The organism is Ruegeria sp. C9, assembly GCF_056537585.1.
In genome coordinates, this window is the sequence record NZ_JBQFRU010000005.1 from 82523 (window position 1) to 105822 (window position 23300).

At 58.5% G+C, this 23300-nt stretch carries 20 protein-coding genes; 9 read left to right on the forward strand and 11 right to left on the reverse strand.

Going from position 1 to position 23300, the window contains the following annotated elements; all coding sequences use genetic code 11:
• Nucleotides 1–15: 15 nt before the first annotated feature.
• Nucleotides 16–1341: a glutamate--tRNA ligase gene (gene gltX, locus ACR0NE_RS13880; protein WP_170395918.1), complete on the reverse strand. Its 1326-nt coding sequence runs from the start codon at nucleotides 1339–1341 to the stop codon at nucleotides 16–18.
• A gap of 60 nt (nucleotides 1342–1401) precedes the next feature.
• Complete coding sequence (locus ACR0NE_RS13885) at nucleotides 1402–1836, reverse strand: DUF1801 domain-containing protein (RefSeq protein ID WP_170597308.1); 435 nt, start codon at nucleotides 1834–1836, stop codon at nucleotides 1402–1404.
• Nucleotides 1837–1952: 116 nt separating this feature from the next.
• Here ACR0NE_RS13885 and ACR0NE_RS13890 point away from each other — a divergent pair, with 116 nt between their 5' ends.
• Nucleotides 1953–2885: an MBL fold metallo-hydrolase gene (locus ACR0NE_RS13890; RefSeq protein ID WP_170395914.1), complete on the forward strand. Its 933-nt coding sequence runs from the start codon at nucleotides 1953–1955 to the stop codon at nucleotides 2883–2885.
• Between the two features lie 3 nt (nucleotides 2886–2888).
• On the opposite strand, the gene ACR0NE_RS13895 is transcribed toward ACR0NE_RS13890, so the two are convergent.
• The 3 genes from ACR0NE_RS13895 to ACR0NE_RS13905 form a co-directional block, all read right to left on the reverse strand.
• Nucleotides 2889–4220, reverse strand: coding sequence for an NAD(P)/FAD-dependent oxidoreductase (locus tag ACR0NE_RS13895; RefSeq protein ID WP_170597307.1), 1332 nt, complete (start codon nucleotides 4218–4220; stop codon nucleotides 2889–2891).
• A gap of 149 nt (nucleotides 4221–4369) precedes the next feature.
• Complete coding sequence (locus tag ACR0NE_RS13900; RefSeq protein ID WP_170408289.1) at nucleotides 4370–4711, reverse strand: hypothetical protein; 342 nt, start codon at nucleotides 4709–4711, stop codon at nucleotides 4370–4372.
• A gap of 218 nt (nucleotides 4712–4929) precedes the next feature.
• The gene (locus ACR0NE_RS13905) at nucleotides 4930–6588 is read right to left on the reverse strand and encodes an NAD+ synthase (protein ID WP_170597306.1); all 1659 of its coding nucleotides are present in this window, start codon (nucleotides 6586–6588) and stop codon (nucleotides 4930–4932) included.
• Between the two features lie 141 nt (nucleotides 6589–6729).
• Between ACR0NE_RS13905 and ACR0NE_RS13910 the strand changes: the two genes are divergently transcribed.
• Nucleotides 6730–8235 (forward strand): 2-isopropylmalate synthase, encoded by a 1506-nt coding sequence (locus ACR0NE_RS13910; protein ID WP_170597305.1) that lies wholly within the window; start codon nucleotides 6730–6732, stop codon nucleotides 8233–8235.
• 7 nt (nucleotides 8236–8242) lie between these two features.
• Here the strand turns inward: ACR0NE_RS13910 and ACR0NE_RS13915 are convergent, their stop codons facing one another.
• Nucleotides 8243–8908: an SDR family NAD(P)-dependent oxidoreductase gene (locus tag ACR0NE_RS13915; RefSeq protein ID WP_170597304.1), complete on the reverse strand. Its 666-nt coding sequence runs from the start codon at nucleotides 8906–8908 to the stop codon at nucleotides 8243–8245.
• Between the two features lie 276 nt (nucleotides 8909–9184).
• On the opposite strand from ACR0NE_RS13915, the gene ACR0NE_RS13920 reads away from it, so the two are divergent.
• Nucleotides 9185–10756, forward strand: a complete 1572-nt coding sequence (locus tag ACR0NE_RS13920) for a 2-isopropylmalate synthase (protein ID WP_170597303.1) — start codon at nucleotides 9185–9187, stop codon at nucleotides 10754–10756.
• Nucleotides 10757–10928: 172 nt separating this feature from the next.
• Here ACR0NE_RS13920 and ACR0NE_RS13925 read toward each other — a convergent pair whose 3' ends face one another.
• Nucleotides 10929–11714 (reverse strand): 23S rRNA (adenine(2030)-N(6))-methyltransferase RlmJ, encoded by a 786-nt coding sequence (locus ACR0NE_RS13925; protein WP_170597302.1) that lies wholly within the window; start codon nucleotides 11712–11714, stop codon nucleotides 10929–10931.
• 154 nt (nucleotides 11715–11868) lie between these two features.
• On the opposite strand from ACR0NE_RS13925, the gene ACR0NE_RS13930 reads away from it, so the two are divergent.
• From ACR0NE_RS13930 to ACR0NE_RS13955, 6 genes are read left to right on the forward strand one after another with little or no spacing between them, the layout of a single operon-like run.
• The gene (locus ACR0NE_RS13930; protein WP_039523195.1) at nucleotides 11869–12915 is read left to right on the forward strand and encodes a rod shape-determining protein; all 1047 of its coding nucleotides are present in this window, start codon (nucleotides 11869–11871) and stop codon (nucleotides 12913–12915) included.
• Nucleotides 12916–12971: 56 nt separating this feature from the next.
• A complete protein-coding gene (gene mreC, locus ACR0NE_RS13935; protein WP_170423788.1) occupies nucleotides 12972–13874 on the forward strand; it encodes a rod shape-determining protein MreC in 903 nt (300 codons plus the stop codon).
• The gene (locus tag ACR0NE_RS13940) at nucleotides 13867–14403 is read left to right on the forward strand and encodes a rod shape-determining protein MreD (RefSeq protein ID WP_170597301.1); all 537 of its coding nucleotides are present in this window, start codon (nucleotides 13867–13869) and stop codon (nucleotides 14401–14403) included. The genes mreC and ACR0NE_RS13940 overlap by 8 nt, the downstream gene beginning before the upstream one ends.
• Nucleotides 14400–16349, forward strand: a complete 1950-nt coding sequence (mrdA, locus tag ACR0NE_RS13945; protein WP_170512994.1) for a penicillin-binding protein 2 — start codon at nucleotides 14400–14402, stop codon at nucleotides 16347–16349. The genes ACR0NE_RS13940 and mrdA overlap by 4 nt, the downstream gene beginning before the upstream one ends.
• Nucleotides 16346–17485 (forward strand): rod shape-determining protein RodA, encoded by a 1140-nt coding sequence (gene rodA, locus ACR0NE_RS13950; protein WP_170597300.1) that lies wholly within the window; start codon nucleotides 16346–16348, stop codon nucleotides 17483–17485. The genes mrdA and rodA overlap by 4 nt, the downstream gene beginning before the upstream one ends.
• Before the next feature lie 10 nt (nucleotides 17486–17495).
• Nucleotides 17496–18428, forward strand: a complete 933-nt coding sequence (locus ACR0NE_RS13955) for a 2-hydroxyacid dehydrogenase (protein WP_170597299.1) — start codon at nucleotides 17496–17498, stop codon at nucleotides 18426–18428.
• Here ACR0NE_RS13955 and ACR0NE_RS13960 read toward each other — a convergent pair.
• The 4 genes from ACR0NE_RS13960 to coaBC form a co-directional block, all read right to left on the reverse strand.
• Nucleotides 18425–20440, reverse strand: coding sequence for a M3 family metallopeptidase (locus ACR0NE_RS13960; RefSeq protein ID WP_170597298.1), 2016 nt, complete (start codon nucleotides 20438–20440; stop codon nucleotides 18425–18427). The genes ACR0NE_RS13955 and ACR0NE_RS13960 overlap by 4 nt on opposite strands.
• Nucleotides 20441–20515: 75 nt before the next feature.
• Nucleotides 20516–21562 carry a molybdopterin-synthase adenylyltransferase MoeB gene (locus ACR0NE_RS13965; RefSeq protein WP_170597297.1) on the reverse strand — a complete coding sequence of 349 codons (1047 nt, stop codon included), beginning with the start codon at nucleotides 21560–21562 and terminating at the stop codon, nucleotides 20516–20518.
• Nucleotides 21562–22017, reverse strand: coding sequence for a dUTP diphosphatase (gene dut, locus ACR0NE_RS13970; protein ID WP_170423776.1), 456 nt, complete (start codon nucleotides 22015–22017; stop codon nucleotides 21562–21564). Before dut ends, ACR0NE_RS13965 begins: the two co-directional genes overlap by 1 nt.
• Before the next feature lie 26 nt (nucleotides 22018–22043).
• Nucleotides 22044–23240 carry a bifunctional phosphopantothenoylcysteine decarboxylase/phosphopantothenate--cysteine ligase CoaBC gene (gene coaBC / locus ACR0NE_RS13975; RefSeq protein ID WP_170597296.1) on the reverse strand — a complete coding sequence of 399 codons (1197 nt, stop codon included), beginning with the start codon at nucleotides 23238–23240 and terminating at the stop codon, nucleotides 22044–22046.
• Nucleotides 23241–23300 lie beyond the last annotated feature (60 nt).

The window sequence follows — 23300 nt, forward strand, 5'->3', positions numbered from 1 at the left end:
GCACTGACCCTGAAGTCAGCCGCGAGCGCGGATCACCTGCAACAGCGGCAGCAAGGTCGCCATTTCGGGCCCGCGCTCCATCCCCGTTAGCGCTTTGCGCAGCGGCATGAACAGGCCTTTGCCCTTGCGGCCTGTGGCCTCTTTCACGGCCTTGGTCCATGTGCCCCAAGTTTCCCCATCGAATGGGCCTTCGGGCAGCAATGAGACAGCCTGAGCGATGAACTCACGGTCCTCGTCAGCGATCAGGGGTTCGGCCCCATCACGACACAATTCCCACCATCCCTCGAGATCGCTCAGCGTGGTGATGTTTTCGCGCGCCATGGTCCAGAAAGGCTCGGCCAGTTCAGCAGGTACACCTGCTTTAGCAACGGCATCGGCCACATCGGTCAGCGGCAGCGATTGTAGATGCTTCGCAGTCAGCGGGAACAGGTCCTGCACGTCGAACTTGGTTGGGGCTGCACCGAAGCGTGTAACATCAAAGCCGTCGATCAACTCTGCCATATCCGAGCGCAGCTCAACCGGATCTGACGACCCCAGACGCGCCATCAGACTCAGTAAGGCCATTGGCTGCACACCCTGCTCTCGCAGATCGCGCAAGGCCAGAGTGCCCAAGCGTTTCGACAACGCCTCTCCCTGCGGGCCAGTCAGCAACGAGTGGTGCGCAAAACGCGGACAGGTCCCGCCCAAGGCCTCGATGATCTGAATCTGCGTTGCGGTGTTGGTGACATGGTCCGAGCCGCGCACGACATCGGTTACGCCCATTTCGGTGTCATCGACCACAGAGGCAATCGTGTAGAGAACCTGACCATCTCCTCGGATCAGCACCGGATCAGAGACCGAGGCCGCATCAATCGAGATATCGCCCAGAATGCCATCGTTCCATTCGATCCGCTCGTGGTTCAGCTTGAACCGCCAGACGCCGTTGCCGCGTTCGGCACGCAGGGCTTCTTTCTCGGCATCCGACAGATTCAACGCCGCACGATCATAGACCGGCGGCTTGCCCATGTTCAGCTGTTTCTTGCGCTTCAGGTCCAGCTCGGTCGGCGTTTCGAACGCCTCATAAAACCGGCCCATCTCGCGCAGCTTGTCGGCGGCCTCGGCGTAGCGGTCCAGACGCTCCGACTGTCGCTCAACCCGGTCCCAATGCAGGCCCAACCACTCCAGATCCTGCTTGATCGCGTCGACATATTCTTCCTTCGACCGCTCAGGATCGGTGTCATCGATACGCAAGATGAACGTACCGCCGGCTTTGCGGGCGATCAAATAGTTCATCAGGGCGGTGCGCAGGTTGCCCACATGGATGTAACCGGTGGGCGACGGGGCAAAACGGGTCGTGGTCATGGAAGTCTCCTGTTGGCGCGGCTCATCTCACATGGGCGCGTTTTTGTCCAGAAGAGGCTTTCAGGTTGGTTCAACCGGCCAAATGCCATCTAAGCGTTCGAGCCCGGCTTTGATGAGTTCACGAAGCACGTCGAGATCGATATCCGGTAGCTTATTCATATAGAGGCAGGATTTACCCAGCTTGTGCTTGCCCAGTCTTGATAAGACATCTCCGAAGTCAGCATACCCGGGCATGATATAGATGGAATGCGCCGCTTTGCGCGGAGAGAACCCAGTTGCGAGAAAGTCGCCCTCGCGCCCTGACGCATAGCGATAGTGATATCGACCATAGCCAATGATCGACGGCCCCCACATTACTGGCGCATAACCTGTGGTTTCACGAAACAGCCTGTCCAGCACGTGCGCCTCCTCCGCCTTGCGGGTCGGCTGAATACTCGCCAGAAAATCAGCAACGTTTTGCTCGGTGGGTACGGTTTTATTCGCAGATCGCGGCATGAACAAAAATTAACACGTAATGTTCAACCACGCAGCCCATATAACAGTGCCATAGTATGGCCACAGGCCCAGACTGACCTAATTCAGTCAAACATGCTCTGACAGGGAGAACGACCATGACCATCAGATTGACTCGCCGGGCGGCGCTTGGAACGGTTGCGGCTCTGCCGCTTGCGGCAGCTACTTCGCCTGTTCTGGCCGCGGGTACCGAGACCAAAGCCAACTCTACAATCGCAAAATCGTTTCAACTGGGCGATTTCACCGTCACCACCTTGTTGGATGGCAGCCTGCCTCGTGATGGTGCGCAAGACATTTTCGGCGGCGGCGCCTCGGATGAAGATTTCGCCCGTGTATCGGCTGACAACTTCATCTCGCCAGATGTTGCACAGTTCTTCTTCACACCAACGCTGGTTAATACGGGGTCCGAGATGATCCTGTTTGATACTGGGCTTGGCCAAGGTGGAATTCAGGCCGCGTTGGCCGACGCCGGCGTAACGCCTGATCAGATCGATGTGGTGGTCATTACCCACATGCATCCCGATCATATCGGTGGTATGACAACCAATGATGCCGCAACTTTTGCCAATGCGCGTTATGTAACAGCAGCACCCGAATACGACTTTTGGTCAGCGCAAGACGCGGGCAACCGAGTGGGTGATATGGTTGCAGCCAAAGTCACCCCGATGGCAGAGAAGATGACTTTTATCGGGGATGGTGGTGAAGTCGCATCCGGCGTCACCGGTATGGCAGCGTTTGGGCATACTCCGGGCCATATGGTCTATCACCTAGAAAGCAACGGTCAGCGTCTGGTCCTGACGGCGGATCTTGCAAATCACTATGTCTGGTCTTTTGCACATCCTGAATGGGAAGTGCGATTCGACATGGACAAAGCCGCTGCCACGGAATCGCGCAGGAATGTGCTGGGCATGCTGGCTGCGGACAAAGTGCCTATGATCGGCTATCACATGCCTTTCCCAGCCGCTGGGTATGTCGAATCCCGTGGCGACGGGTTCCGGTTCGTGCCGGTCAGCTATCAAATGATGGGCTAGGAGCTAAAAACCAGCATCCGGCCGCACTTTTGACCCATCCGTGAAACGGGGCAGGCGAAAGGCGGTCGGATCAACGCAAGGCGTGCTTTCCGTAACAAGGTCCGCCACTAATCGACCTGCGGCAGGACCGATGCCAAAACCGTGGCCAGAGAAACCGGTGGCAATATGCAGGCCCAGCACCGCGTCCACTTTCGAGATGACCGGGATCGCATCCGGGGTCACATCGATCAGGCCGGCCCAGCTTTGCACGATCTCCGCACTATCAAGCGCAGGCAACGCCTTGCGGGCGTTGGCCCACGCCCTTCGCAACACTTTCTGGGAAGGTTCCGGGGCGAGTACTCGGCAATGTTCAAACGGTGTCACATCGGTCGGCAGCCAGCTTCGATCCTCATTCGCCTCGACCATCCAGCGTCTCGAAAAGCGAAACCTTAAGGACCGCCACTCTTGCCGGAATGCGGGCAGAAACTGCAACCCGAGTCGGAAACTGTCAGGAACGATATCCACTGTATTCTCGTGACCCGAAGCTATAGTGTATCCCCCGTCCGAGCGCTTTCGAATGGCAAAATCATCACTCCAAAGCGACACCTCTGGCCCTGCTGCAACCGGAGAAGTCCGCATGACCGTATTGAGCACTTTGAGCTGTGGCAGAGCGATTCCAGCGTTCCCAGCAAACAGCCGAGACCAGGCTCCGCCTGCAAGTACGACTTGACTACACCTTACGCGGCCGCGTTCGGTGAAAACACCTGCGATCCGGCCCGCAGCAACATCGACACTTCGCACCGCGCATTGCGTCATGATCGCGGCACCACGGTCGCGCGCCGCCTCGGCGATTGCGGGGGCCGCCCATTGCGGCTCGGCGCGCCCGTCCTGCGGCATGTAAAGCGCTGAGCGCAGTTTCATACTGTTATCCGACAGCAACCCGTCCAGTTCAGGGCCGGATACCATGCGAGCACCTGTTTGCAGCCCTTCAACATGGTCCAGCCATCGCGTCAGGTTTTCATCGTCTCGTGCGCCAGACGCGCCAAACACGATTCCTGATTGAACATAGCCTGTGGCGCGTCCCAATCGCGCATCCAGCCCTTGCCAGATTCTAAGCGCCTCTTGCATCAGGGGGATCTCGCGCGGATCACGTGTCCCAAGGCGCACCCAGCCCCAATTGCGCGAGCTTTGCTCGCCCGCAATCCGGCCTTTCTCGCACAACAGAACGGAAACACCTCGCTCAGCAAGCTCGAAGGCAGCCGAAGCCCCGATGATTCCACCACCTATGACGACAACATCTACGTGTTTGGGAAGTGTGAGATCAGATTCGACGGGTGTCGGTGTGGGGCCTGGCATTAACCGCTCGGTGCTCGTTCATCGGAGCGACATCCAGCCTGAAGGCGATTTCACTGGCAATGTAGAAAACGATTGGTCCCGGGCAATTGCCGGAACCTGTGGCCAATTGGCCAATGCGCGGCGAATTACGCCGCGCAGATGCGTTCAGATTACGCCGCCCCGGAAAGTTGCGCCCATTTCTGGCGCAGTACCGTGCTGAGCTTGGGATCGGACTTTGATGCAAGCGATTCCTGTGGCTGCAACACCGGAAATTCCGATCGCAACGGAACCGGGCCTGCCACCGCGTCGGGCGTCGGCTCTTCCTGGCTCATAATGTCTGCAATCGCAGCATCCAGCGCCTGTTCATCCAACTTGCGCGGCGCTGATTCCATAGGCTTCAACTGCAACGGAGAATGAAGCGGCTTATCGTATCCATTCGTCATTTGACCACCAATACCTTTACTGACATCCCAAACACGGATGCCTTTTCCCAGTTCCACAATCCCGGTCATCGGCTCTGAAAATGGCAGGACAACCTACCGGATTGCGTCACATCCGCCCCATATGAGGCAGACCCCTGTCGTAAATGTGGCAAAAAAAGGACGCGCGTACAAGCGAAACATAGTCTTTTCACCGCACAACTGGCTGAAATGGATAAACAAACTGCCGCAGAAATCCGCATTACCATGCACTTTCGAAACAATGGTAAATTCTTCAACCAGAGCGGTGCTTACGTTCTATCCCGCCAGCGATTTACAATCGGATAGCGACGATCCAGCCAGAAGGCCCGTGGCGTCAACCGTGTGCCAGGCGCGGACTGGAAGCGCTTGTATTCACTAATGTAAATTAGGTGTTCGACCCGCCGGGCCTCGGCCTCGTCAAATCCGGCTGCAACGCAGTCGGCGATTGAGCCATCCTGATCTACCAAGATATCAAGAATCGCATCGAGAACAGGGTAGTCCGGCAGGCTGTCGCTATCTTTCTGATCTTCACGCAATTCAGCACTTGGCGGCTTGTCGATCACCGAAGGGCGTATGACTTCGTCTTCGGGTCCCATCATCCAGTCGCGATGATTGGCGTTGCGCCAGCGGCAGGTCTCGAACACGCGAGTTTTGTACAGATCCTTGATCGGGTTATAGCCGCCGTTCATGTCTCCATAAATGGTGGCATATCCCACTGCGACCTCGGACTTGTTGCCGGTGGTCAGCAGCATCTCGCCAAACTTGTTCGAAATCGCCATTAGCAGAAGACCGCGCAGGCGAGACTGGACATTTTCTTCGGTCAGGTCCTCATTCCGCCCTGCAAAAAGCGGAGCCAAAGTGTTGGTTACCGCTGCGCGTCCCTCAGAGATCGGCACAAAGTCGTAGTGCACTCCCAGCGCCTTGGCGACGGCTTCGGCATCATCCAAAGAACTTTGGCTTGTATATTCCGAAGGCAGCATTACGCAGCGTACATTTTCCGCACCGATCGCATCCACGGCTATTGCGGCCACCAGCGCCGAGTCGACGCCGCCCGACAACCCCAGCACAGCTTTGCCAAACCCCGTCTTGCCCATGTAATCGCGCAGAGATTGCACCATCGCGCGATAATCCTGCTCCCATTCGTCGGGTTGCGGCACGACTTCACCAGCCACAATACGCCATCCGTCATCTTGGCGCGACAGATCGATATGGCTGACGGCCTCATCGAAGACGGGCATGCGGAACGCAAGCTCTCCACCCGGGTTCAATCCAAACGTAGCACCGTCGAAAACCTGATCATCCTGCCCGCCGACCATGTTCAGGTAGATTACCGGCAGGCCCGTTTCGACCGTGCGAGCCACCATGTGGTTCAACCGGATATCGTATTTGTTTCGAAAATAGGGCGAGCCGTTGGGGATCAGCAGAAACTCGGCCCCGGTTTCTTCCAGTGTCTCAGCGACATCCTCGTGCCAGCCATCCTCGCAAATCGGGCTACCGATACGAACATTTCCAACCGCATAAGGGCCGCCCATAGGACCCGCATCATAAAGACGAACTTCATCAAAGACGGTTTCATTGGGCAAATGATGTTTAAGAACTTTGCTGACAATCCGCCCACCTTTGAGGATCAGGTAGGCGTTATAAAGCTTCCCATCTTCGACCCAGGGGCCGCCGATTGCCAGCGCCGGGCCTTCGGCGCAGTCTTCAGCCAACGCCTGCACCGCCTTCATCGCTGCCTGATGAAAAACGGGCTTCATCACCAGATCCTGAGTATTGTAGCCAGTGATGAACATCTCGGGCAGCGCTACAAGATCGGCCTGTGCAGCGCGCCCTTGCTGCCAGGCTGCAGCAGCCTTGGTGGCATTACCGTCGATATCCCCAACCGTTGGGTTCAATTGCGCCAGAGTGATGCGGAAACGATCGGCCATTTTTGCCCTCTTGCCCTCATGTCTTTCAGGGATTTAGCAGATCACACCGCGAGTGAAAGGCAAATGCGCCAAAAGCCGTTGCTCTGCCCTCGGCGGTATCTTAGTTTTGCGCCAACACAAACACCGCAGGCAGGTACAAAAATGAAAGCGATCCGCACATCCCTTACCGCTGCAATGCTTGCAATGCTGGCCCCTTTTGCGATGGCCCAACAGGACGGTCAGATTGTCATCGCTGATGACGATGTCGGGGGCGTCTATGAGGGCACGTTCGAAAATGGCCTGCGCCATGGCACCGGCACTTATCGCCTGCCGAATGGTTTTGAATATTCTGGTCAATGGGTCGAGGGAGAGATTCAGGGGCAAGGCACCGCGCGCTATGCCAATGGCTCGGTCTATGAAGGGACATTCGCCAAGGGCCAACCGGAAGGGCGCGGCAGAATCGTCTATTCTGATGGCCAGTCCTATGAGGGCGAGTGGGCCAACGGCACGATAAACGGAACCGGTATTGCGACATATTCCAACGGCTCGCGATACGAGGGCGGCTTCAAGGACGCCAGATATCACGGTCACGGCGTGCTGACCGGCCCGGATGGCTCGGTTTATGAGGGCGACTGGGTAAACGGCCAGAAAACCGGCAGCGCCAAGATCACCTACGCCGATGGAAGTACCTATGAGGGCGACTTGAATGGCGGGCAACGGCATGGTCAGGGTAGTCAAGTCTGGGTAGACGGCATGACTTATGCTGGGTCCTGGGCCAACGACCAGATGGCCGGAACAGGCCGTTTGGTTCAACCCAACGGAGATGTCTACGAAGGCGAAATGGTCGAAAATCGCCGACAGGGCAAAGGCAAGTCCATATACGCCAACGGTGCGACCTATGAAGGCGACTATGCTGACGACCAGCGCCATGGTCAGGGCACCTACAAGGGCAGCGACGGGTTTGCGTACACAGGTGCCTGGCAAAAGGGCCAGATTGAGGGCCTGGGCGAGATGCTCTATCCCGATGGTTCGGTTTATATCGGCGACTTTCTGGATGACCTGCCTCATGGCAAGGGGCAAACGACATACCCCGACGGATCAGTTTACGACGGCAACTGGATCGCCGGGATTTTTGAGGGCACCGGCACGGCAACCTATCCCAACGGAACGGCTTATACGGGCCAGTTCAAAAACGCCCGCTTCGACGGCAAAGGTATTCTGACCTTTGCAAATGGCTATCGCTATGATGGCGATTGGGTAGACGGCGTCCGACAGGGGAAGGGCAAGGCTACGTTTCCGGACGGGATCATTTACGAAGGCGATTTTCTGAATGGCAAGCGTCACGGCAAGGGAACACTGACCCGACCGGGCGGATACAGCTACACAGGCGACTGGGCCGACGGCAAGATCACTGGCTTTGGAACCGCCACCTATGAGACCGGGGATGTCTATGAGGGCAATTTCCTGGAAAACAAACGCCATGGTGACGGCACGATGCGTTTCGCAGGCGGCGAGGTTGAGACCGGCGTTTGGGAAAATGACACGCTGGCGACCGAGACAGAGATTGCGCCCGAAAACCCCGCTGCGGGTGCTGAAACCCCTGAGTCCGACTCTACCCCCGACGCGCCCGCCCCTGACGCGACAGACCCGGATATAAACGACGGCTAAATCAGCCCTACCAAGGCACGCGCTTGCCAGCCCAATCGTAAAAACTGCCCGAGTCAGAGGGGGTAAGTCCATTGATGACGGACAGCAGATTGGCTGCGGCCTCATTGGGTTCAACAGCCGGGTGGCGGGCAAGGTACTTTTCGGTAAAGGCCGTTTTGACTGTTCCGGGGTGCAAAGCGACACATATGGCCTGTTTGTGCGTGCGCGCCAATTCGATGGCAGCCGTATGTACTATCTGATTCACAGCCGCCTTGGCCGCACGATAACTGACCCACCCACCCAGCCGGTTGTCCCCGATTGAACCAACCCGGGCCGACAGCACGGCGATCACCGATCTGCGGTCGCGTGGCAGCAGGCGGTGCATGTGCTTCAACACCAAGGCCGGGCCAACTGCGTTCAGTGCAAACTGGTCCATCATCGCCTTCGCGGACAAGGTGCGCATAGATTTTTCCGGACCCATACCGTTAATCTCAAGCGCCCCTGAGGCTACCAGGATCAGATCAAACGGATCAGAAAGGGACGCCAGCATACGCTCTGCGCCATCCGGGTCGGTCAGGTCAAACCCATCCGTTGATCTGGCCAGTCGGGTGACTTTGACACCATCCGTTGTCAGGTAGTCATTCAAAACGCGCCCGATACCGCCAGAAGCTCCGATGATTAATGCAGTTTTCATGCACGAGAAGTTAGCCGAAAGCTTCATCGCTTCAACTCCACCGTCATTTTTGTTCCCCCGTAAATTTCCCGCTTTTCATTCGCCGCGCGCCCTGTATAAGCTGATCCCCATGATCAACCGCGCAGATATCGCTTTTGCAAACGCCGCACCCAGCGGCGCGTTGCTGCGTGGTCTACTGATCCTAATCCGCCTCTGAGCGTGCCATCCGGCGCGCCCGCTCAGAGGAGGACGCCCGCGCGCCAAGAGGCTTTAGGACAGAAGAAGAAAGAGAACCCCATGACAAACGTGACCGACCAAGACCGCGTCGTGATCTTCGACACCACCTTGCGCGACGGCGAGCAGAGCCCCGGCGCGACCATGACCCACAACGAAAAGCTCGAAATTGCCGAGCTTCTGGATGAGATGGGCGTCGACATCATCGAAGCCGGATTCCCCATTGCATCGGAAGGCGACTTCAAAGCGGTGTCCGAGATTGCCGAGCGGTCGAAGAACAGCCGCATCTGTGGTCTGGCCCGCGCCAATTTCGCCGATATCGACCGATGTTGGGAGGCCGTGAAAAACGCCGAGAAGAACCGTATTCACACCTTCATAGGCACCTCTCCGCTGCACCGGGCGATACCAAATCTGACGCAAGACGAGATGGCCGACAAGATCCACGAAACGGTCAGCCACGCGCGCAACCTTTGCGAAAACGTGCAGTGGTCGCCGATGGATGCGACCCGGACCGAATGGGATTATTTGTGCCGTGTGATCGAGATTGCAATCAAGGCTGGCGCCACCACGATCAATATCCCCGATACTGTCGGTTATACTGCCCCGGTCGAGTCTGCAGATCTGATCAAGCGCCTGATCGAGACGGTTCCCGGCGCGGATGAGGTAATCTTTGCCACCCACTGCCACAACGACCTTGGCATGGCGACAGCGAACTCTCTGGCAGCGGTCGCAGGTGGTGCGCGTCAGATCGAATGCACCATAAACGGGTTGGGTGAACGCGCAGGCAACACCGCGCTGGAAGAAGTTGTGATGGCGTTGCGCACACGCAACGACATCATGCCGTGGCATACTGGCATCGACACCACCAAGATCATGCATATTTCACGCCGGGTCGCGACCGTGGCCGGATTTCCGGTGCAGTTCAACAAGGCCATCGTTGGAAAGAACGCATTTGCCCATGAAAGCGGCATCCATCAGGATGGCATGCTGAAGAACCGAGAAAACTTCGAGATCATGCGCCCTGAAGACATTGGGCTCTCTGGCACCTCTTTGCCGCTGGGCAAGCATTCGGGCCGCGCTGCGCTGCGCGATAAGCTCGAAACGCTGGGGTATGAGGTTGGTGACAACCAGCTCAAAGACATTTTTGTGCGCTTCAAGGATCTGGCCGACCGCAAGAAAGAAGTCTTTGACGATGACCTCATCGCGTTGATGAGCGTCGACGACGAAGCGGACGATCATCTTCAACTGGTGTCGATGAAAGTGACCTGCGGTACCGGAGGTCAGGCCGAAGCGACGGTCGAGCTGGAGGTAGAGGGTGCAGACAGGATCGCCACGGAAAACGGTGACGGCCCAGTCGACGCAACCTTCCGGGCGATCCGGGCGATCTATCCCAACACTGCGCGGCTGCAACTGTATCAGGTGCATGCGGTAACCGAAGGTACGGACGCGCAAGCCACGGTTTCGGTCCGTCTGGAGGAGGATGGTATGATCGCCACCGGTCAGTCTGCAAATACAGATACGGTGGTTGCGTCGGCCAAAGCCTATATCCACGCGCTGAACCGCCTGATCATGCGTCGTGAAAAGGCTGGTCCGGGGGCAGATACACGCGAGATCAGCTACAAAGACCTGACCTGATTGAAGGGTAAGGCGAATGGCTCCCGCGCCCGCGGCGGCCCGGCTTCGCCGACCCTTCTTGGGTATTGGGCCCGGCAGCGCGCCACTGGCGCCCTGCCGGGCCCAACGCGTTTGACGGCATCTTTGATGCGGGCAAACAGGACGGGAGTTTTCCCTGTATAATTCTTGCTTATCAAAGCTGAGCGAACAGCTCCGACAAGCGGCGCGTTTCGTCTTCGATCCCGAAGGGTGCATTCAACATGAACATACCTGATCCGACCATGCGATGACCTTCCCGCGCCGGAGGGAACGTGACCTCATGGCAAATCGTTTTGGGATATCCAGCGGATTTCAGAGACGAAATCATAGCCTTGTGACGTGCATCCGTCAGGATTGGATACCAAAGTGCGATCACACCCACATTCCATTTGCGGTGCAGCTTCGCGATCACCCCAGGCAAACGGTCATACTCGGCTTTTACTTCATAACTGGGATCGATCAGCACCATTCCCCGCCTCGGGGTCGGAGGCAGCAACGATTGGGCCAACTCAAGCCCATCCTGCCGATAGACCTTCGCCCCGAAAGGAGACAGCGCCAGTGAGAGTGCCGTATGTTCCTGCGGATGCAGCTCGGCGAAATGCAGGCTATCCTGTTTTCGCAGCAGGTTGGCCGCGATCAGAGGTGAACCGGGATACGCTTGCACGCCGTGACTGGCCTGTATGGTATCCAGCACCTGCGCCATTGGGTGATCGAAATCAAACCAACCTTCGCGCCGAACGCGCCCAATACCCGCTTCGGCTTCTCCGGTCCGAACCGCCTCGGCCGCATCAAGGTGATACAATCCACGCCCGGAATGTGCTTCGATATAGCTGAGCGGCTTGTCCTTTTGAGTCAGATAACGCAGCGTCCATGCCAATAAAGCGTGCTTTTGTACATCAGCCAGATTCCCAGCGTGGTAAATGTGTTGATATGAGAGCATTTTGCCTTCTAAAGTCCCCATCAATAAGGCGGAAAGGTGCTGATTGTCGCGGAATCAGCCCTTTAACCGGGCGAGTTGGCACCCTATAAGGCATCCGTCCCGGAACCGTCGAGTCGCGGGCAGTGGAAATTCTGACAAACGGGATCAGGGAAATATGGGCATCTTTGGCAATCTGGGCGGCCTGTTCACAGCGGACATGGCTATCGACCTTGGAACAGCGAACACGCTGGTTTATGTCAAAGGGCGCGGAGTGATCCTGTCTGAGCCCTCGGTCGTTGCCTACCACGTCAAGGATGGGGTCAAGAAAGTCCTTGCTGTTGGCGAGGACGCCAAGCTGATGTTGGGCCGGACCCCGGGCTCCATTGAAGCCATCCGTCCGATGCGCGAGGGTGTCATCGCGGACTTCGACACCGCCGAAGAGATGATCAAGCATTTCATCCGCAAGGTGCATAAACGCTCGACGTTCTCGAAACCCAAGATCATCGTTTGCGTCCCTCATGGCGCAACCCCGGTTGAAAAACGCGCAATCCGCCAGTCGGTTCTGTCCGCAGGCGCGCGCCGCGCGGGCCTGATTGCCGAACCAATTGCGGCTGCGATTGGCGCGGGGATGCCGATAACCGATCCGACCGGCAACATGGTTGTCGATATCGGCGGCGGTACCACCGAGGTCGCGGTTCTGTCGCTGGGCGATATCGTCTATGCCCGCTCGGTCCGCGTTGGTGGCGACCGGATGGATGAGGCGATCATCTCGTACCTGCGGCGTCAACAGAACCTGCTGGTGGGTGAATCAACTGCGGAACGGATCAAGACCACCATCGGTACCGCACGGATGCCGGACGATGGCCGTGGCCAGTCGATGCATATCCGGGGTCGCGACCTGCTGAACGGTGTGCCCAAGGAAATCGAGATCAGCCAAGCTCAGGTGGCCGAAGCGCTGTCTGAACCCGTGCAGCAGATTTGCGAGGCGGTAATGACAGCTCTGGAAACCACGCCGCCCGATCTAGCGGCGGACATCGTGGACCGGGGCGTGATGCTGACCGGCGGCGGCGCGCTGCTGGGCGATCTGGATCTGGCGCTGCGCGAGCAGACCGGACTGGCCGTGTCGATTGCCGATGAAAGCCTGAATTGTGTGGCTTTGGGCACCGGCAAGGCGCTGGAATACGAAAAACAACTGCGCCACGCGATTGACTACGAAAGCTAAGGCGCGCACCCTTTGAAGGGTAACAAACGGACGCGAGCAGCACGGGAAGGTAACCTGTGGCAAAAGACCGTTCACAGCGCGACGAATACACGACCCCTTTGCGCCGCCTGCTGCTGGGGATCGTGGTCCTGTGCCTGCTGGGTATCTTCCTGATCTGGCGCATCGACAGCCCGCGAGTGGAACGGTTCCGCGCGCAGGTGGTGGATACGGTAGTCCCCTCGATGGAGTGGGCAATGGTCCCGGTCACTGCGCTGGTGAACCTGTCTCGTGATTTCCAAAGCTATCAGCGGCTCAGCGAGCAGAACCAGGAATTGCGCAGCGAGCTGCGCCTGATGCGCGCCTGGAAAGAGGCCGCGCTGCAGCTGGAACAGGAAAACGCCCGCCTGCTGGACCTTAACAATGTTCGGCTCGATCCGCGCCTGACCTATGTCACCGGGGTGGTGATGGCGGATAGCGGCTCACCCTTCCGGCAATCTGTGCTGCTGAACGTAGGCGAGCGTGACGGGATTGTGGATGGCTGGGCTACGATGGATGGGATCGGCGTGGTCGGACGTATTTCGGGCGTGGGCCCCGATACCGCCCGCGTAATTCTGATGACCGATGCCTCAAGCGCGATCCCGGCGACGATCCAGCCTTCGGGGCAGACGGCGCTGATCGCAGGAGACAATACTTCAGCCCCTGCGGTGGAGTTTCTGGAAAACCGGGAACTCGTGCGACCGGGCGACCGGGTCGTTACATCAGGCGATGGTGGCGTGTTCCCCGGTGGCTTGCTGATCGGTCAAATCACGGTTGATCCCGGTGGCAGGTTGCGCGTGCGGCTGTCGGCAGATTTCGAGCGGCTCGAGTTTCTGCGCGTACTACGCTATCAGTCGGCCCCACCAATCACGGAATCCGGTGATATCGTCGGCCCCCGTCAACCCGAAGCATCCTTGACCCCATCCGAGGTCAATGATGGATAGGTCGGTCTCAGATCTGTGGGCCAAGCGCGGTCTCTATGTCGCTCTGGCGGTATTTGTGGTGTTTCTGCACCTGTTGCCGCTGGATACAAAACCTGATCGCCTGCCCTTTCCTGACATACTGATCGCTCTTACCTACGCATGGGTGCTGCGGCGGCCGGAATATATTCCGATCCTGATCATTGCCATGGTCATGTTCATGGCCGATTTGCTGTTGCAACGCCCACCCGGGTTGCTTGCTGCGTTAGTGGTTCTGGGTGCAGCCTATCTTCATTCCACTGCAGCTGGCATGAAAGACAGCGGGTTTGTGGGCGAATGGGCAACCGTCGGGGCCGTGATCACGGTTGTGTTTGTGCTCAATCGACTCATTCTTGCTATCCTCTCGGTGCAACAGGCAACTCTGGGACCGGTAGTGGTGCAAGTTATTCTGACAATCGCAATCTATCCTGTGATGGTTTTGATGAGCCAAACTGTATTTGGCGTTAGGCGCAAATCTGTTGCCGACAGCACGATGCCAAGGGTGCGGCCATGAAGCAGCGCAAACCAAAGCCCAAGGGCCTTGCTTACAAACGTTTGCCGCGCCGCGCCTTGATCCTCGGTGGGCTACAAGCGGCCTTTATCGGGGGGCTGGCAGCCCGGATGCGGTTCATGCAGGTGGATCAAGCGGATGAATACCGTCTGCTGGCCGAAGAAAACCGGATCAACATCCGTCTGATCCCACCAACCCGGGGCCGGATTTATGACCGAAACGGGCAGATCATCGGATTAAACTCTCAGTCCTATCGCATCGTCATCGTGCGCGAGGATGCAGGCGATATCGACAAGGTCATCGCCAAGCTTTCGGAACTGATCCCGTTGACCGGGGATGAGATCGAGCGTGCCAAAACCGAAATGCGCCGATCGGCCCCGTTTCTGCCGGTCACGCTGGCCGATCAAGTAACGTGGGAGGATATCTCGAAAGTCGCGGTCAATGCCCCCGCACTGCCTGGTGTCACGCCCGAGGTCGGCATGACACGCCAGTATCCGCGCTATGAAGATTTCGCCCATGTAGTCGGCTATGTCGGCCCGGTCAGCGACTATGATCTGAGCCAGATTGAAGACCCCGAGCCGGTACTGCGCATCCCACGGTTCCAGATCGGCAAGGTCGGGCTGGAAGCCAAGCAAGAGATCACCTTGCGCGGCAAGGCCGGGGCCAAGCGGGTTGAGGTCAACGCCACAGGCCGGGTGATGCGCGAGCTGGACCGCCAGGTCGGCGAAGCCGGGGCAGATTTGCAATTGTCAGTCGACGCCAATCTGCAGCAATACGCGCAGGCGCGATTGGCTGGGGAAAGCGCCGCTGCGGTCGTGATCGATTGCGAAACCGGCGACATCCGCGCCATCAGCTCGGCCCCCAGCTTCGATCCGAACCTGTTCGTGCGTGGGATCTCGGTGGCGGACTACCAGATGCTGACGCAGGACAAGTATCGCCCGCTTGCCAATAAGACAGTACAGGGCACCTACCCTCCTGGATCGACTTTCAAAATGATCACCGCCATGGCTGCGCTCGAAGCCGGGGTGATCAGCCCTTCCAGCACGGTGTACTGTCCGGGTCACATGAAAGTGGGCAGCCGCCGCTTTCACTGCTGGAAACGCGGCGGGCACGGGACGGTCGACCTTGAAACTTCGCTGAAGCGCAGTTGCGACGTCTACTATTACGACGTGGCAATACGTGTCGGGATCGACAGGATTTCCGAGATGGCACGCACCTTCGGACTGGGTATCAAACATGACATTCCGATGTCTGCCGTTGCTGCCGGGCTTGCCCCCAATCAGGAATGGAAGCAGCGGGTTCACGGACAGGACTGGCTGGTAGGCGACACCGCAAACGCGTCGATCGGTCAGGGGTTCATGCTTGCCTCACCGCTTCAATTGGCCGTGATGACCGCGCGTTTGGCGACAGGTCGCGCCGTGCAACCACGCCTTGTTCGATCAATCAATGGGGTTGAGCAGCCCTCGGGCGCGGGTGAGCCGCTGCAGGTGAACCGTAACAACCTTGAGCAAGTGCGCAAAGCCATGTTCACAGTCTCGAATAACAGGCGTGGCACCGCGTATCGCAGTCGCATCATCGCCGATGAGTTCCGCATGGCAGGCAAAACCGGCACCAGTCAGGTGCGCAATATTACCAAGGCAGAACGCGCCGCAGGTGTGATCCGAAACGAAGACCTGCCATGGGAGCGTCGAGACCATGCCCTGTTCGTCAGCTTCGCCCCCTATGACAATCCGAAATACGCTGTGGCTGTGGTGGTGGAACACGGCGGCGGCGGCTCCAAAGCCGCGGCGCCAGTGGCGCGCGATATCATGCTGCAGGCACTCTACGATGGCACGCCACCGCTCGAGGCGTATCCGGCCGGAGACCGAGAGCGCATCAAAGAACAACAGAAACGGCTGGAGGGTGACCGTCGCCCCAAAGCGCGTCCTGACGAGAAGGACCGCGCATGAGCTATCTTGAATATGCCGTCAAATCCACGCCGTCGGGGTTTCGCAAGTTCCTTTATATGAACTGGCCGCTCACCCTATTGCTGATCAGCGTGGCAAGCGCGGGATTCCTGATGCTCTACTCGGTCGCGGGTGGATCCTGGATGCCGTGGGCGGAACCGCAAATGGAACGGTTCGGTCTGGGCTTGGCAGCCATGTTTATCATCGCGCTTGTGCCTATCTGGTTCTGGCGGAACATGTCGGTTGTGGCCTATCTGGGCGCGATCGGTCTACTGGTCGTGGTCGAACTGTTTGGAACGATCGGCATGGGGGCGCAGCGCTGGATTGATCTGGGCTTCATGCGGCTGCAACCCTCAGAAGTAATGAAAGTGGCGTTGGTGATGGTGTTGGCCGCCTATTACGACTGGCTGCCGGCGCACAAAACCTCGCGCCCGCTCTGGGTGATTATCCCGGTCATTCTGATCCTGATCCCGACATTCATGGTGCTGCGCCAGCCCGACCTAGGCACATCGATCCTGTTATTGGCTGCTGGTGGTGGTCTGATGTTCCTTGCCGGGGTGCATTGGGCCTATTTCGCTGCCGTGATTGCAGCGGGGGTTGGCCTGATTGCTGCGGTGTTCAACAGCCGAGGGACTGAATGGCAGTTGCTCAAAGATTACCAGTTCCGACGCATCGATACGTTTCTGGATCCTTCAACCGATCCGTTGGGAGCGGGATATCACATCACGCAATCGAAGATCGCTCTGGGTTCGGGGGGCTGGAATGGGCGCGGTTTCATGCAGGGAACGCAATCACGTCTTAACTTCCTGCCCGAAAAACACACCGATTTCATCTTCACCACCTTGGCCGAAGAGTTCGGCTTTGTCGGCGGCATCACACTGTTGATCCTTTACGGTCTGATCCTGATCTTCTGCATGGTCACGGCGCTGTCGACCAAGGATCGTTTCTCGTCTCTGGTGACACTTGGGATCGCGCTGAATTTCTTCCTGTTCTTTGCCGTCAATATGTCGATGGTGATGGGGCTGGCCCCAGTGGTCGGAGTACCGCTGCCGATGGTCAGTTATGGCGGCTCGGCCATGCTGGTCCTGATGGCCGCCTTTGGCATCGTTCAAAGCGCCCATATACATCGTCCCCGCTGAAAGGTTTCCCATGCCCGTGAATGTCCTGTTTTCCGCGCGCCCTGAGTTGTGGCCTGAGTATGAAGCTCTGATGCATCAATACTTGTCGGACGCAGGGCTAGATTTTCATCTGGCCACGGACATCCCTGCAGATCAGGTCGACTACATCGTTTACGCCCCGAACGGAGGGGTACAGGATTTCACCCCCTTTACACGGCTCAAGGCGGTGCTGAGCCTCTGGGCGGGGGTTGAGAAAATCTCGGGCAATGAAACCTTGACCGTTCCGCTGGCGCGTATGGTTGACGGGGGATTAACGCAAGGCATGACGGAATGGGTGGTGGGCCATGTGCTGCGCTATCACCTTGGGATGGACCAACACATTACGCTACAGGATGGGGTCTGGACACCTGATGCGCCACCACTGGCCCAGCAACGCACCGTCTGCATCTTGGGTTTGGGCGCATTGGGTGAAGCATCGGCCCACGCGTTGGCAGCGTTGAATTTCCATGTCATCGGTTGGAGCCGTACCGCCAAGACTATTCCCGGCGTGACCTGTCTGCATGGTAAGAACGGGCTGCGCGATGCGCTGTCCCAGGTCGAGATAGTGGTTTTGCTGCTGCCAGATACTCCGGCGACCGAAAACACGCTCAACGCCGAAACACTGGCGCTGTTGCCGGAAGGGGCCAAGATCATCAACCCGGGTCGCGGGCCGCTTATCGATGATGAGGCCCTGCTGGCCGCGCTGAATTCAGGGCAGGTCGGGCACGCCACGCTGGATGTCTTCCGCACCGAACCCCTGCCGACCGAGCATCCCTATTGGGCACATCCCAATGTGACGGTGACGCCGCATATCGCCTCGGAAACCAGACCTGTTACCGCAGCTCAGGTGATCTGCGAGAACATTCGCCGAGGTGAAGCGGGTGAACCCTTTCTCCACCTCGTCGACCGAAAGCTTGGGTACTAGGCCGCGATCAGCCCGCGGCCTTTCAGCAAGGCTTCGACGCCAGGCAGACGTCCACGGAAGGCCAGATACAGCTCTTCCGCCTCGCGGGATCCGCCAGTTGAAAGGATGTGTTCCTCCAGTGCCTTGGCGCGTTCGGGATCAAACGCACCGCCCGCTTCTTCAAAGGCAGCAAAGGCGTCGGCATCCATGACTTCGGACCACATATAACTGTAATAGCCCGCGCTATAACCGTCGCCTGCAAAGACATGGGCGAAATGCGGGGTGGCGTGGCGCATTCCAATGGCCCGAGGCATGCCGATTTCGGCCAGCACCTCGGCCTGTTTCTCCATCGGATCAGCGGGGGCAGCCCCCTCATGAAACGCCAGATCGACCAGGGCCGAGGCAACATATTCCACCGTCTGAAACCCCTGATCGAAATTGGCCGCTTGCAGAACTTTGTCCAACATCTCTTGCGGCATCGGCGCGCCGGTTTCGGCGTGGGTCGCGAACTCAGCCAATACCTCGGGCACTTCCAGCCAATGTTCGTAAAGCTGGCTGGGCAGTTCAACGAAATCACGCGCCACCGAGGTGCCCGAGATACTCTCATAGGTCACATTGGACAGCATCTGGTGCAGGGCATGGCCGAACTCGTGAAACAACGTTCGGGCGTCATCATAGGACAAAAGCGCCGGGTCACCTTTGGCAAAGTTACAGACGTTGATCACCACCGGAGCCTGTTCTTTCGGGTATTTCGCCTGCCCGCGCATTGCGCTGCACCATGCACCCGACCGTTTCGATCCGCGCGCAAAGTAGTCACCGATGAACACCGCAATATGCTGCCCGTCACGGGTCACCTCCCATGCACGGCAATCGGGATGATAGAGCGGCACATCAAGCGGCGCGAACTCCAGCCCGAACAGCCGTGTGGCGCAGGCGAAAGACGCCTCGATCATCCGGTCCAGTTGCAGGTACGGCTTCAGCGCCGCTTCATCGAGATCATGTTCGGCCTTGCGGCGTTTCTCGGCATAGTAGCGCCAATCCCACGCCTCCAGCGGGCCATTTACGCCATCCTCTTGCATCATTGCCGTCAGCACCTCGGCATCTGCGTCGGCGCGGGATTTGGCGGGCTCCCACACATCCAGCAGCAGCTCTCGCACGCGATCTGGTGTGCGGGCCATCTCGGTCTCAAGCTTGTAGGCGGCGAAGCTGGCATACCCCAGCAGCTTGGCGCGTTCTTCGCGCAGGCGCAGGATGTCCGCCGCAATCTCGCGGTTGTCGGTCTCACCTCCATTTGCCCCCCGTGCAGTCCACGCGCGATAAGCCTTTGCACGCAAATCCCGGCGGGGCGAGAATTGCAGAAAGGGCACGATAATCGACCGAGAGAGGGTCACCACCGGGCCATCCGCCCCCTTTTCCTGACCCGCTGCGCGCGCTGCATCGATAACAAAATCCGGCAAGCCTTGCAGGTCTTCTTCGGTCAAGTCCATGAACCAGTCGCGTTCATCCGCCAGCAAGTTCTGCGTGAAGGACGTGCCCAGAGACGCCAAACGGGCCTTGATCTCTTGCATTCTTGCATCGTCGGCGCCGGTCAACGCCGCCCCCGCCCGCACGAACCCGCGATGAGACAGCATCAAAACGCGCGCCTGTTCATCGGTCAGGTCCAGATTATCGCGCCGGTCCCATAAATCCGCCACGCGCTTAAACAGTGCTTTGTTTGATGAGATGCGCGAGTAGTGTGCCGCCAGCTTGGGCGAAAATTCGCGTTGCAGTTCTTCACGCTTGGGGTTGCTGTCCGCACCTGCAACGGTGAAAAAGACCGACAGAACCTTATCCAACTGCTCGCCTGCAGCCTCCAGCGCTTCGATCGTATTGGCGAATGTGGGCGTGTCCGGACTCGCTGCTATCGCCTCAATCTCGGCATCATGTGCGTGCATCGCCTGTTTCAGCGCGGGGGAAAAATCATCATCCGAGATTGTGTCAAACGGTGCGATTTCGAAGGGCGTGTTCCAGTCAGAAAGGATCGGGTTGGTCATTGAGGTCTCCTTTGACCTCATAGCTAAGACCGCCCGACACAATGATCCAGAGCTACCCGAAAATTTGAGGCGGCGTTAGTGTGCTGCCCCACAAATCGGGCAATCGGTGCGGCGTGCTAGGGTGATCTTGCGGCTTTCGCCGTAAAGCGCATCGTAGATCAACATCTCACCCCGCAACGCCTGCCCAGCGCTGGTGATGACCTTGATCGTCTCAATCGCCATCATCGAACCAACCACGCCGGGCAGTGGGCCGATCACCCCTGCCTCGGCGCAAGAAGGCGCAAGGCCGGGGGCGGGTGCTTCGGGGAAAATGCACTGATAACATGGGCCGGTGGTGGCAGGGTCAAAGACGCTGAGCTGCCCTTCCCACTGCGACAGCGCGCCAGATATCAGGGGTTTTCCCAGTGCAACCGCCGTACGGTTTGCAAGGTAGCGGGTGTCGAAATTGTCAGTGCCGTCGAGGATCAGATCAAAATCAGCAAACAGATCTGCTGCAATCTCTTCGGTCAGGCGACGGTGGTACGGCAAGACGACCACGTTGGGATTCTGCGCCACCATCGCCTGCTGGGCCGAGAACACTTTGGGCATGCCGATATCTGCGTCGCGGTGGATCACCTGCCGCTGTAAGTTGGCGTTCTCGACCACGTCATCGTCGATCACGCCGATTGTTCCCACTCCGGCGGCAGCCAAATATTGCAGGGCGGGCGCGCCGAGCCCCCCCGCACCGATTACCAGCACGCGCGCCTGTTTCATTCGCTTCTGGCCGGGACCGCCCAGTTCACGCAGAACGATGTGGCGGGCATAGCGTTCAAGCTCGGTCTCGCTGAACTGTTCGGATGGCTTAGCGGGCTCCGACGTCTGGCCGGACGCGGCGCGATTTCGCAACGCCTTCAAACCCCGCCCATAAAGCAGCACCAGCACAGCCGCTCCAGCGAGGATCAGCCACATCGCTGCCGACCCACCGGTCGCCTGACGCAACGGGTTTCCCTCAGGCAGGAGAAGTTGAGCAATAATCACGCCTGTCAAGAGCGCGCCAATGGAAACCAGACGCGCGCTGCGCGACACCCCGGCGATATAGCCGACACCCCAAAGCCCGGCGGCAAGGATCAGAACCAGCAGCATCAGCCGCGCCCTGTCGAGCCGAAGCCACCCGCGCCGCGATCAGTCTCGGTCAGAGCCTCAACGTCCTGGAACATGGCCTGCACCACCGGTGCGACGATCAGTTGCGCGATACGTTCGCCATGCGTAATCTCGAAGGGGTCCTGACCCGCATTCATCACGATCACGCCCAACGGCCCGCGATAGTCGCTGTCGATTGTACCCGGTGTGTTGGGCAAGGTGATCCCGTGTTTCAAGGCAAGGCCCGATCGCGGACGCACCTGAACCTCGAACCCCTGCGGAATTTCGATCCTAAGGCCTGTCGGTATCAGCGCACGACGGCCCGGTTCAAGAATAACAGACTCACCATCAGGCAGATTGGCGCGCACATCCGCCCCGGCAGCACCCGCGGTTTCGTATGAAGGCAATGGCACCAACGGGTCAGCCCCCTCCTCTCGGATCACGCGAATTGCCACCATACCTGTACCTCTTGTCTTTATGGCTGCTATCTGGTCAGCGCGCCAGCGATCTTGGCTGCCAACCGCTTTGCCACATCATCCTTGCCCATACGCGGCCATTCTTCGGCACCTTGCTCTGAGATCAGGATCACCGCATTCTCAGAACCGCCCATGATACCTGTCGCGGGACTGACATCATTCGCAACTATCCAGTCACAGCCCTTGCGGGCACGTTTGGCCGTAGCATGTTCGATCACGTTGTCTGTTTCGGCGGCAAAACCCACCACCAAAACGGGCCTGCCATTTCCCATTCGCGCGATGCGCTTCAAAATGTCGGGATTCTCGGCAAACTCTAGCGCGGGCACCCCGTCGCGGCTTTTCTTCAGCTTCCGGTCCGAGGCACTGGATACCCGCCAATCGGCCACTGCAGCTGCAAATACCCCCGCATCCACCGGAAGCGCTGCGTCGACCGCATCCGACATTTGCAGCGCGGTCTCTACACGCACGACCTTCACGCCGTCTGGAGGAGGCACGTCAGCCGGACCCGTGATAAATGTAACATCGGCCCCCAGCGCAGTTAGCGCGCGTGCAACGGCTGTTCCCTGAGCGCCCGACGATCGGTTGGCGATGTATCGTACCGGATCCATTGGTTCATGTGTCGGACCCGATGTCACCAGAATACGTTTGCCAGCCAAAGGCCCATCCCCGAACTGCGCCTCGATCGCCGCGACAATTTCAAGTGGCTCCGACATGCGGCCCGGACCGTATTCACCGCAAGCCATATCGCCTTCGTTCGGGCCGACAAAACGCACGCCGTCTGCTTCCAGTTGCGCATGGTTGCGCCGGGTTGCGGGATGCTCCCACATGCGGACATTCATCGCAGGCGCACACAGAACCGGCGTATCGGTCGCCATCAAAAGGGTCGAGGCCAGATCATTAGCCAACCCGCCTGCCATCTTACCCATCAGATCGGCCGTTGCCGGAGCAACCACGATCAGATCAGCCGAACGGGAAAGCTGAATATGACCCATCTCAGCTTCATCGGTCAGATCAAAGAGATCTCGATAGACCTTTTCACCGGCCAGGGCAGACACGGATAACGGAGTTACGAATTCTTCGGCAGCACGCGTCAAAACCGGCGTGACCGCTGCACCACGTTCCCGCAACCGCCGGATCAGGTCCAGCGACTTATAGGCCGCGATTCCACCACCGATGATCAGCAGAATACGTTTCGATGACAGCATGGCTCGCCCTTCCCCTCCCGGTCGGCCCTGACATTAGGCAACGCTGGCGGGCAGTTCCAG

Excerpts from the sequence above, each read along its gene's own strand:
- ACR0NE_RS13965 (WP_170597297.1), bottom strand. The coding sequence starts at position 21,562 with ATGCTGCTGGTTCTGATCCTTGCCGCCGGGCTTTGGGGTGTCGGCTAT.
- ACR0NE_RS13940 (WP_170597301.1), top strand. The coding sequence starts at position 13,867 with ATGGATAGGTCGGTCTCAGATCTGTGGGCCAAGCGCGGTCTCTATGTC.
- rodA (WP_170597300.1), top strand. The coding sequence starts at position 16,346 with ATGAGCTATCTTGAATATGCCGTCAAATCCACGCCGTCGGGGTTTCGC.
- coaBC (WP_170597296.1), bottom strand. The coding sequence starts at position 23,240 with ATGCTGTCATCGAAACGTATTCTGCTGATCATCGGTGGTGGAATCGCG.
- mrdA (WP_170512994.1), top strand. The coding sequence starts at position 14,400 with ATGAAGCAGCGCAAACCAAAGCCCAAGGGCCTTGCTTACAAACGTTTG.
- ACR0NE_RS13925 (WP_170597302.1), bottom strand. The coding sequence starts at position 11,714 with ATGCTCTCATATCAACACATTTACCACGCTGGGAATCTGGCTGATGTA.
- ACR0NE_RS13915 (WP_170597304.1), bottom strand. The coding sequence starts at position 8,908 with ATGAAAACTGCATTAATCATCGGAGCTTCTGGCGGTATCGGGCGCGTT.
- ACR0NE_RS13905 (WP_170597306.1), bottom strand. The coding sequence starts at position 6,588 with ATGGCCGATCGTTTCCGCATCACTCTGGCGCAATTGAACCCAACGGTT.
- ACR0NE_RS13910 (WP_170597305.1), top strand. The coding sequence starts at position 6,730 with ATGAAAGCGATCCGCACATCCCTTACCGCTGCAATGCTTGCAATGCTG.
- ACR0NE_RS13955 (WP_170597299.1), top strand. The coding sequence starts at position 17,496 with ATGCCCGTGAATGTCCTGTTTTCCGCGCGCCCTGAGTTGTGGCCTGAG.
- dut (WP_170423776.1), bottom strand. The coding sequence starts at position 22,017 with ATGGTGGCAATTCGCGTGATCCGAGAGGAGGGGGCTGACCCGTTGGTG.
- ACR0NE_RS13960 (WP_170597298.1), bottom strand. The coding sequence starts at position 20,440 with ATGACCAACCCGATCCTTTCTGACTGGAACACGCCCTTCGAAATCGCA.
- ACR0NE_RS13900 (WP_170408289.1), bottom strand. The coding sequence starts at position 4,711 with ATGACCGGGATTGTGGAACTGGGAAAAGGCATCCGTGTTTGGGATGTC.
- ACR0NE_RS13930 (WP_039523195.1), top strand. The coding sequence starts at position 11,869 with ATGGGCATCTTTGGCAATCTGGGCGGCCTGTTCACAGCGGACATGGCT.
- ACR0NE_RS13895 (WP_170597307.1), bottom strand. The coding sequence starts at position 4,220 with ATGCCAGGCCCCACACCGACACCCGTCGAATCTGATCTCACACTTCCC.
- ACR0NE_RS13885 (WP_170597308.1), bottom strand. The coding sequence starts at position 1,836 with ATGCCGCGATCTGCGAATAAAACCGTACCCACCGAGCAAAACGTTGCT.
- ACR0NE_RS13890 (WP_170395914.1), top strand. The coding sequence starts at position 1,953 with ATGACCATCAGATTGACTCGCCGGGCGGCGCTTGGAACGGTTGCGGCT.
- ACR0NE_RS13920 (WP_170597303.1), top strand. The coding sequence starts at position 9,185 with ATGACAAACGTGACCGACCAAGACCGCGTCGTGATCTTCGACACCACC.
- gltX (WP_170395918.1), bottom strand. The coding sequence starts at position 1,341 with ATGACCACGACCCGTTTTGCCCCGTCGCCCACCGGTTACATCCATGTG.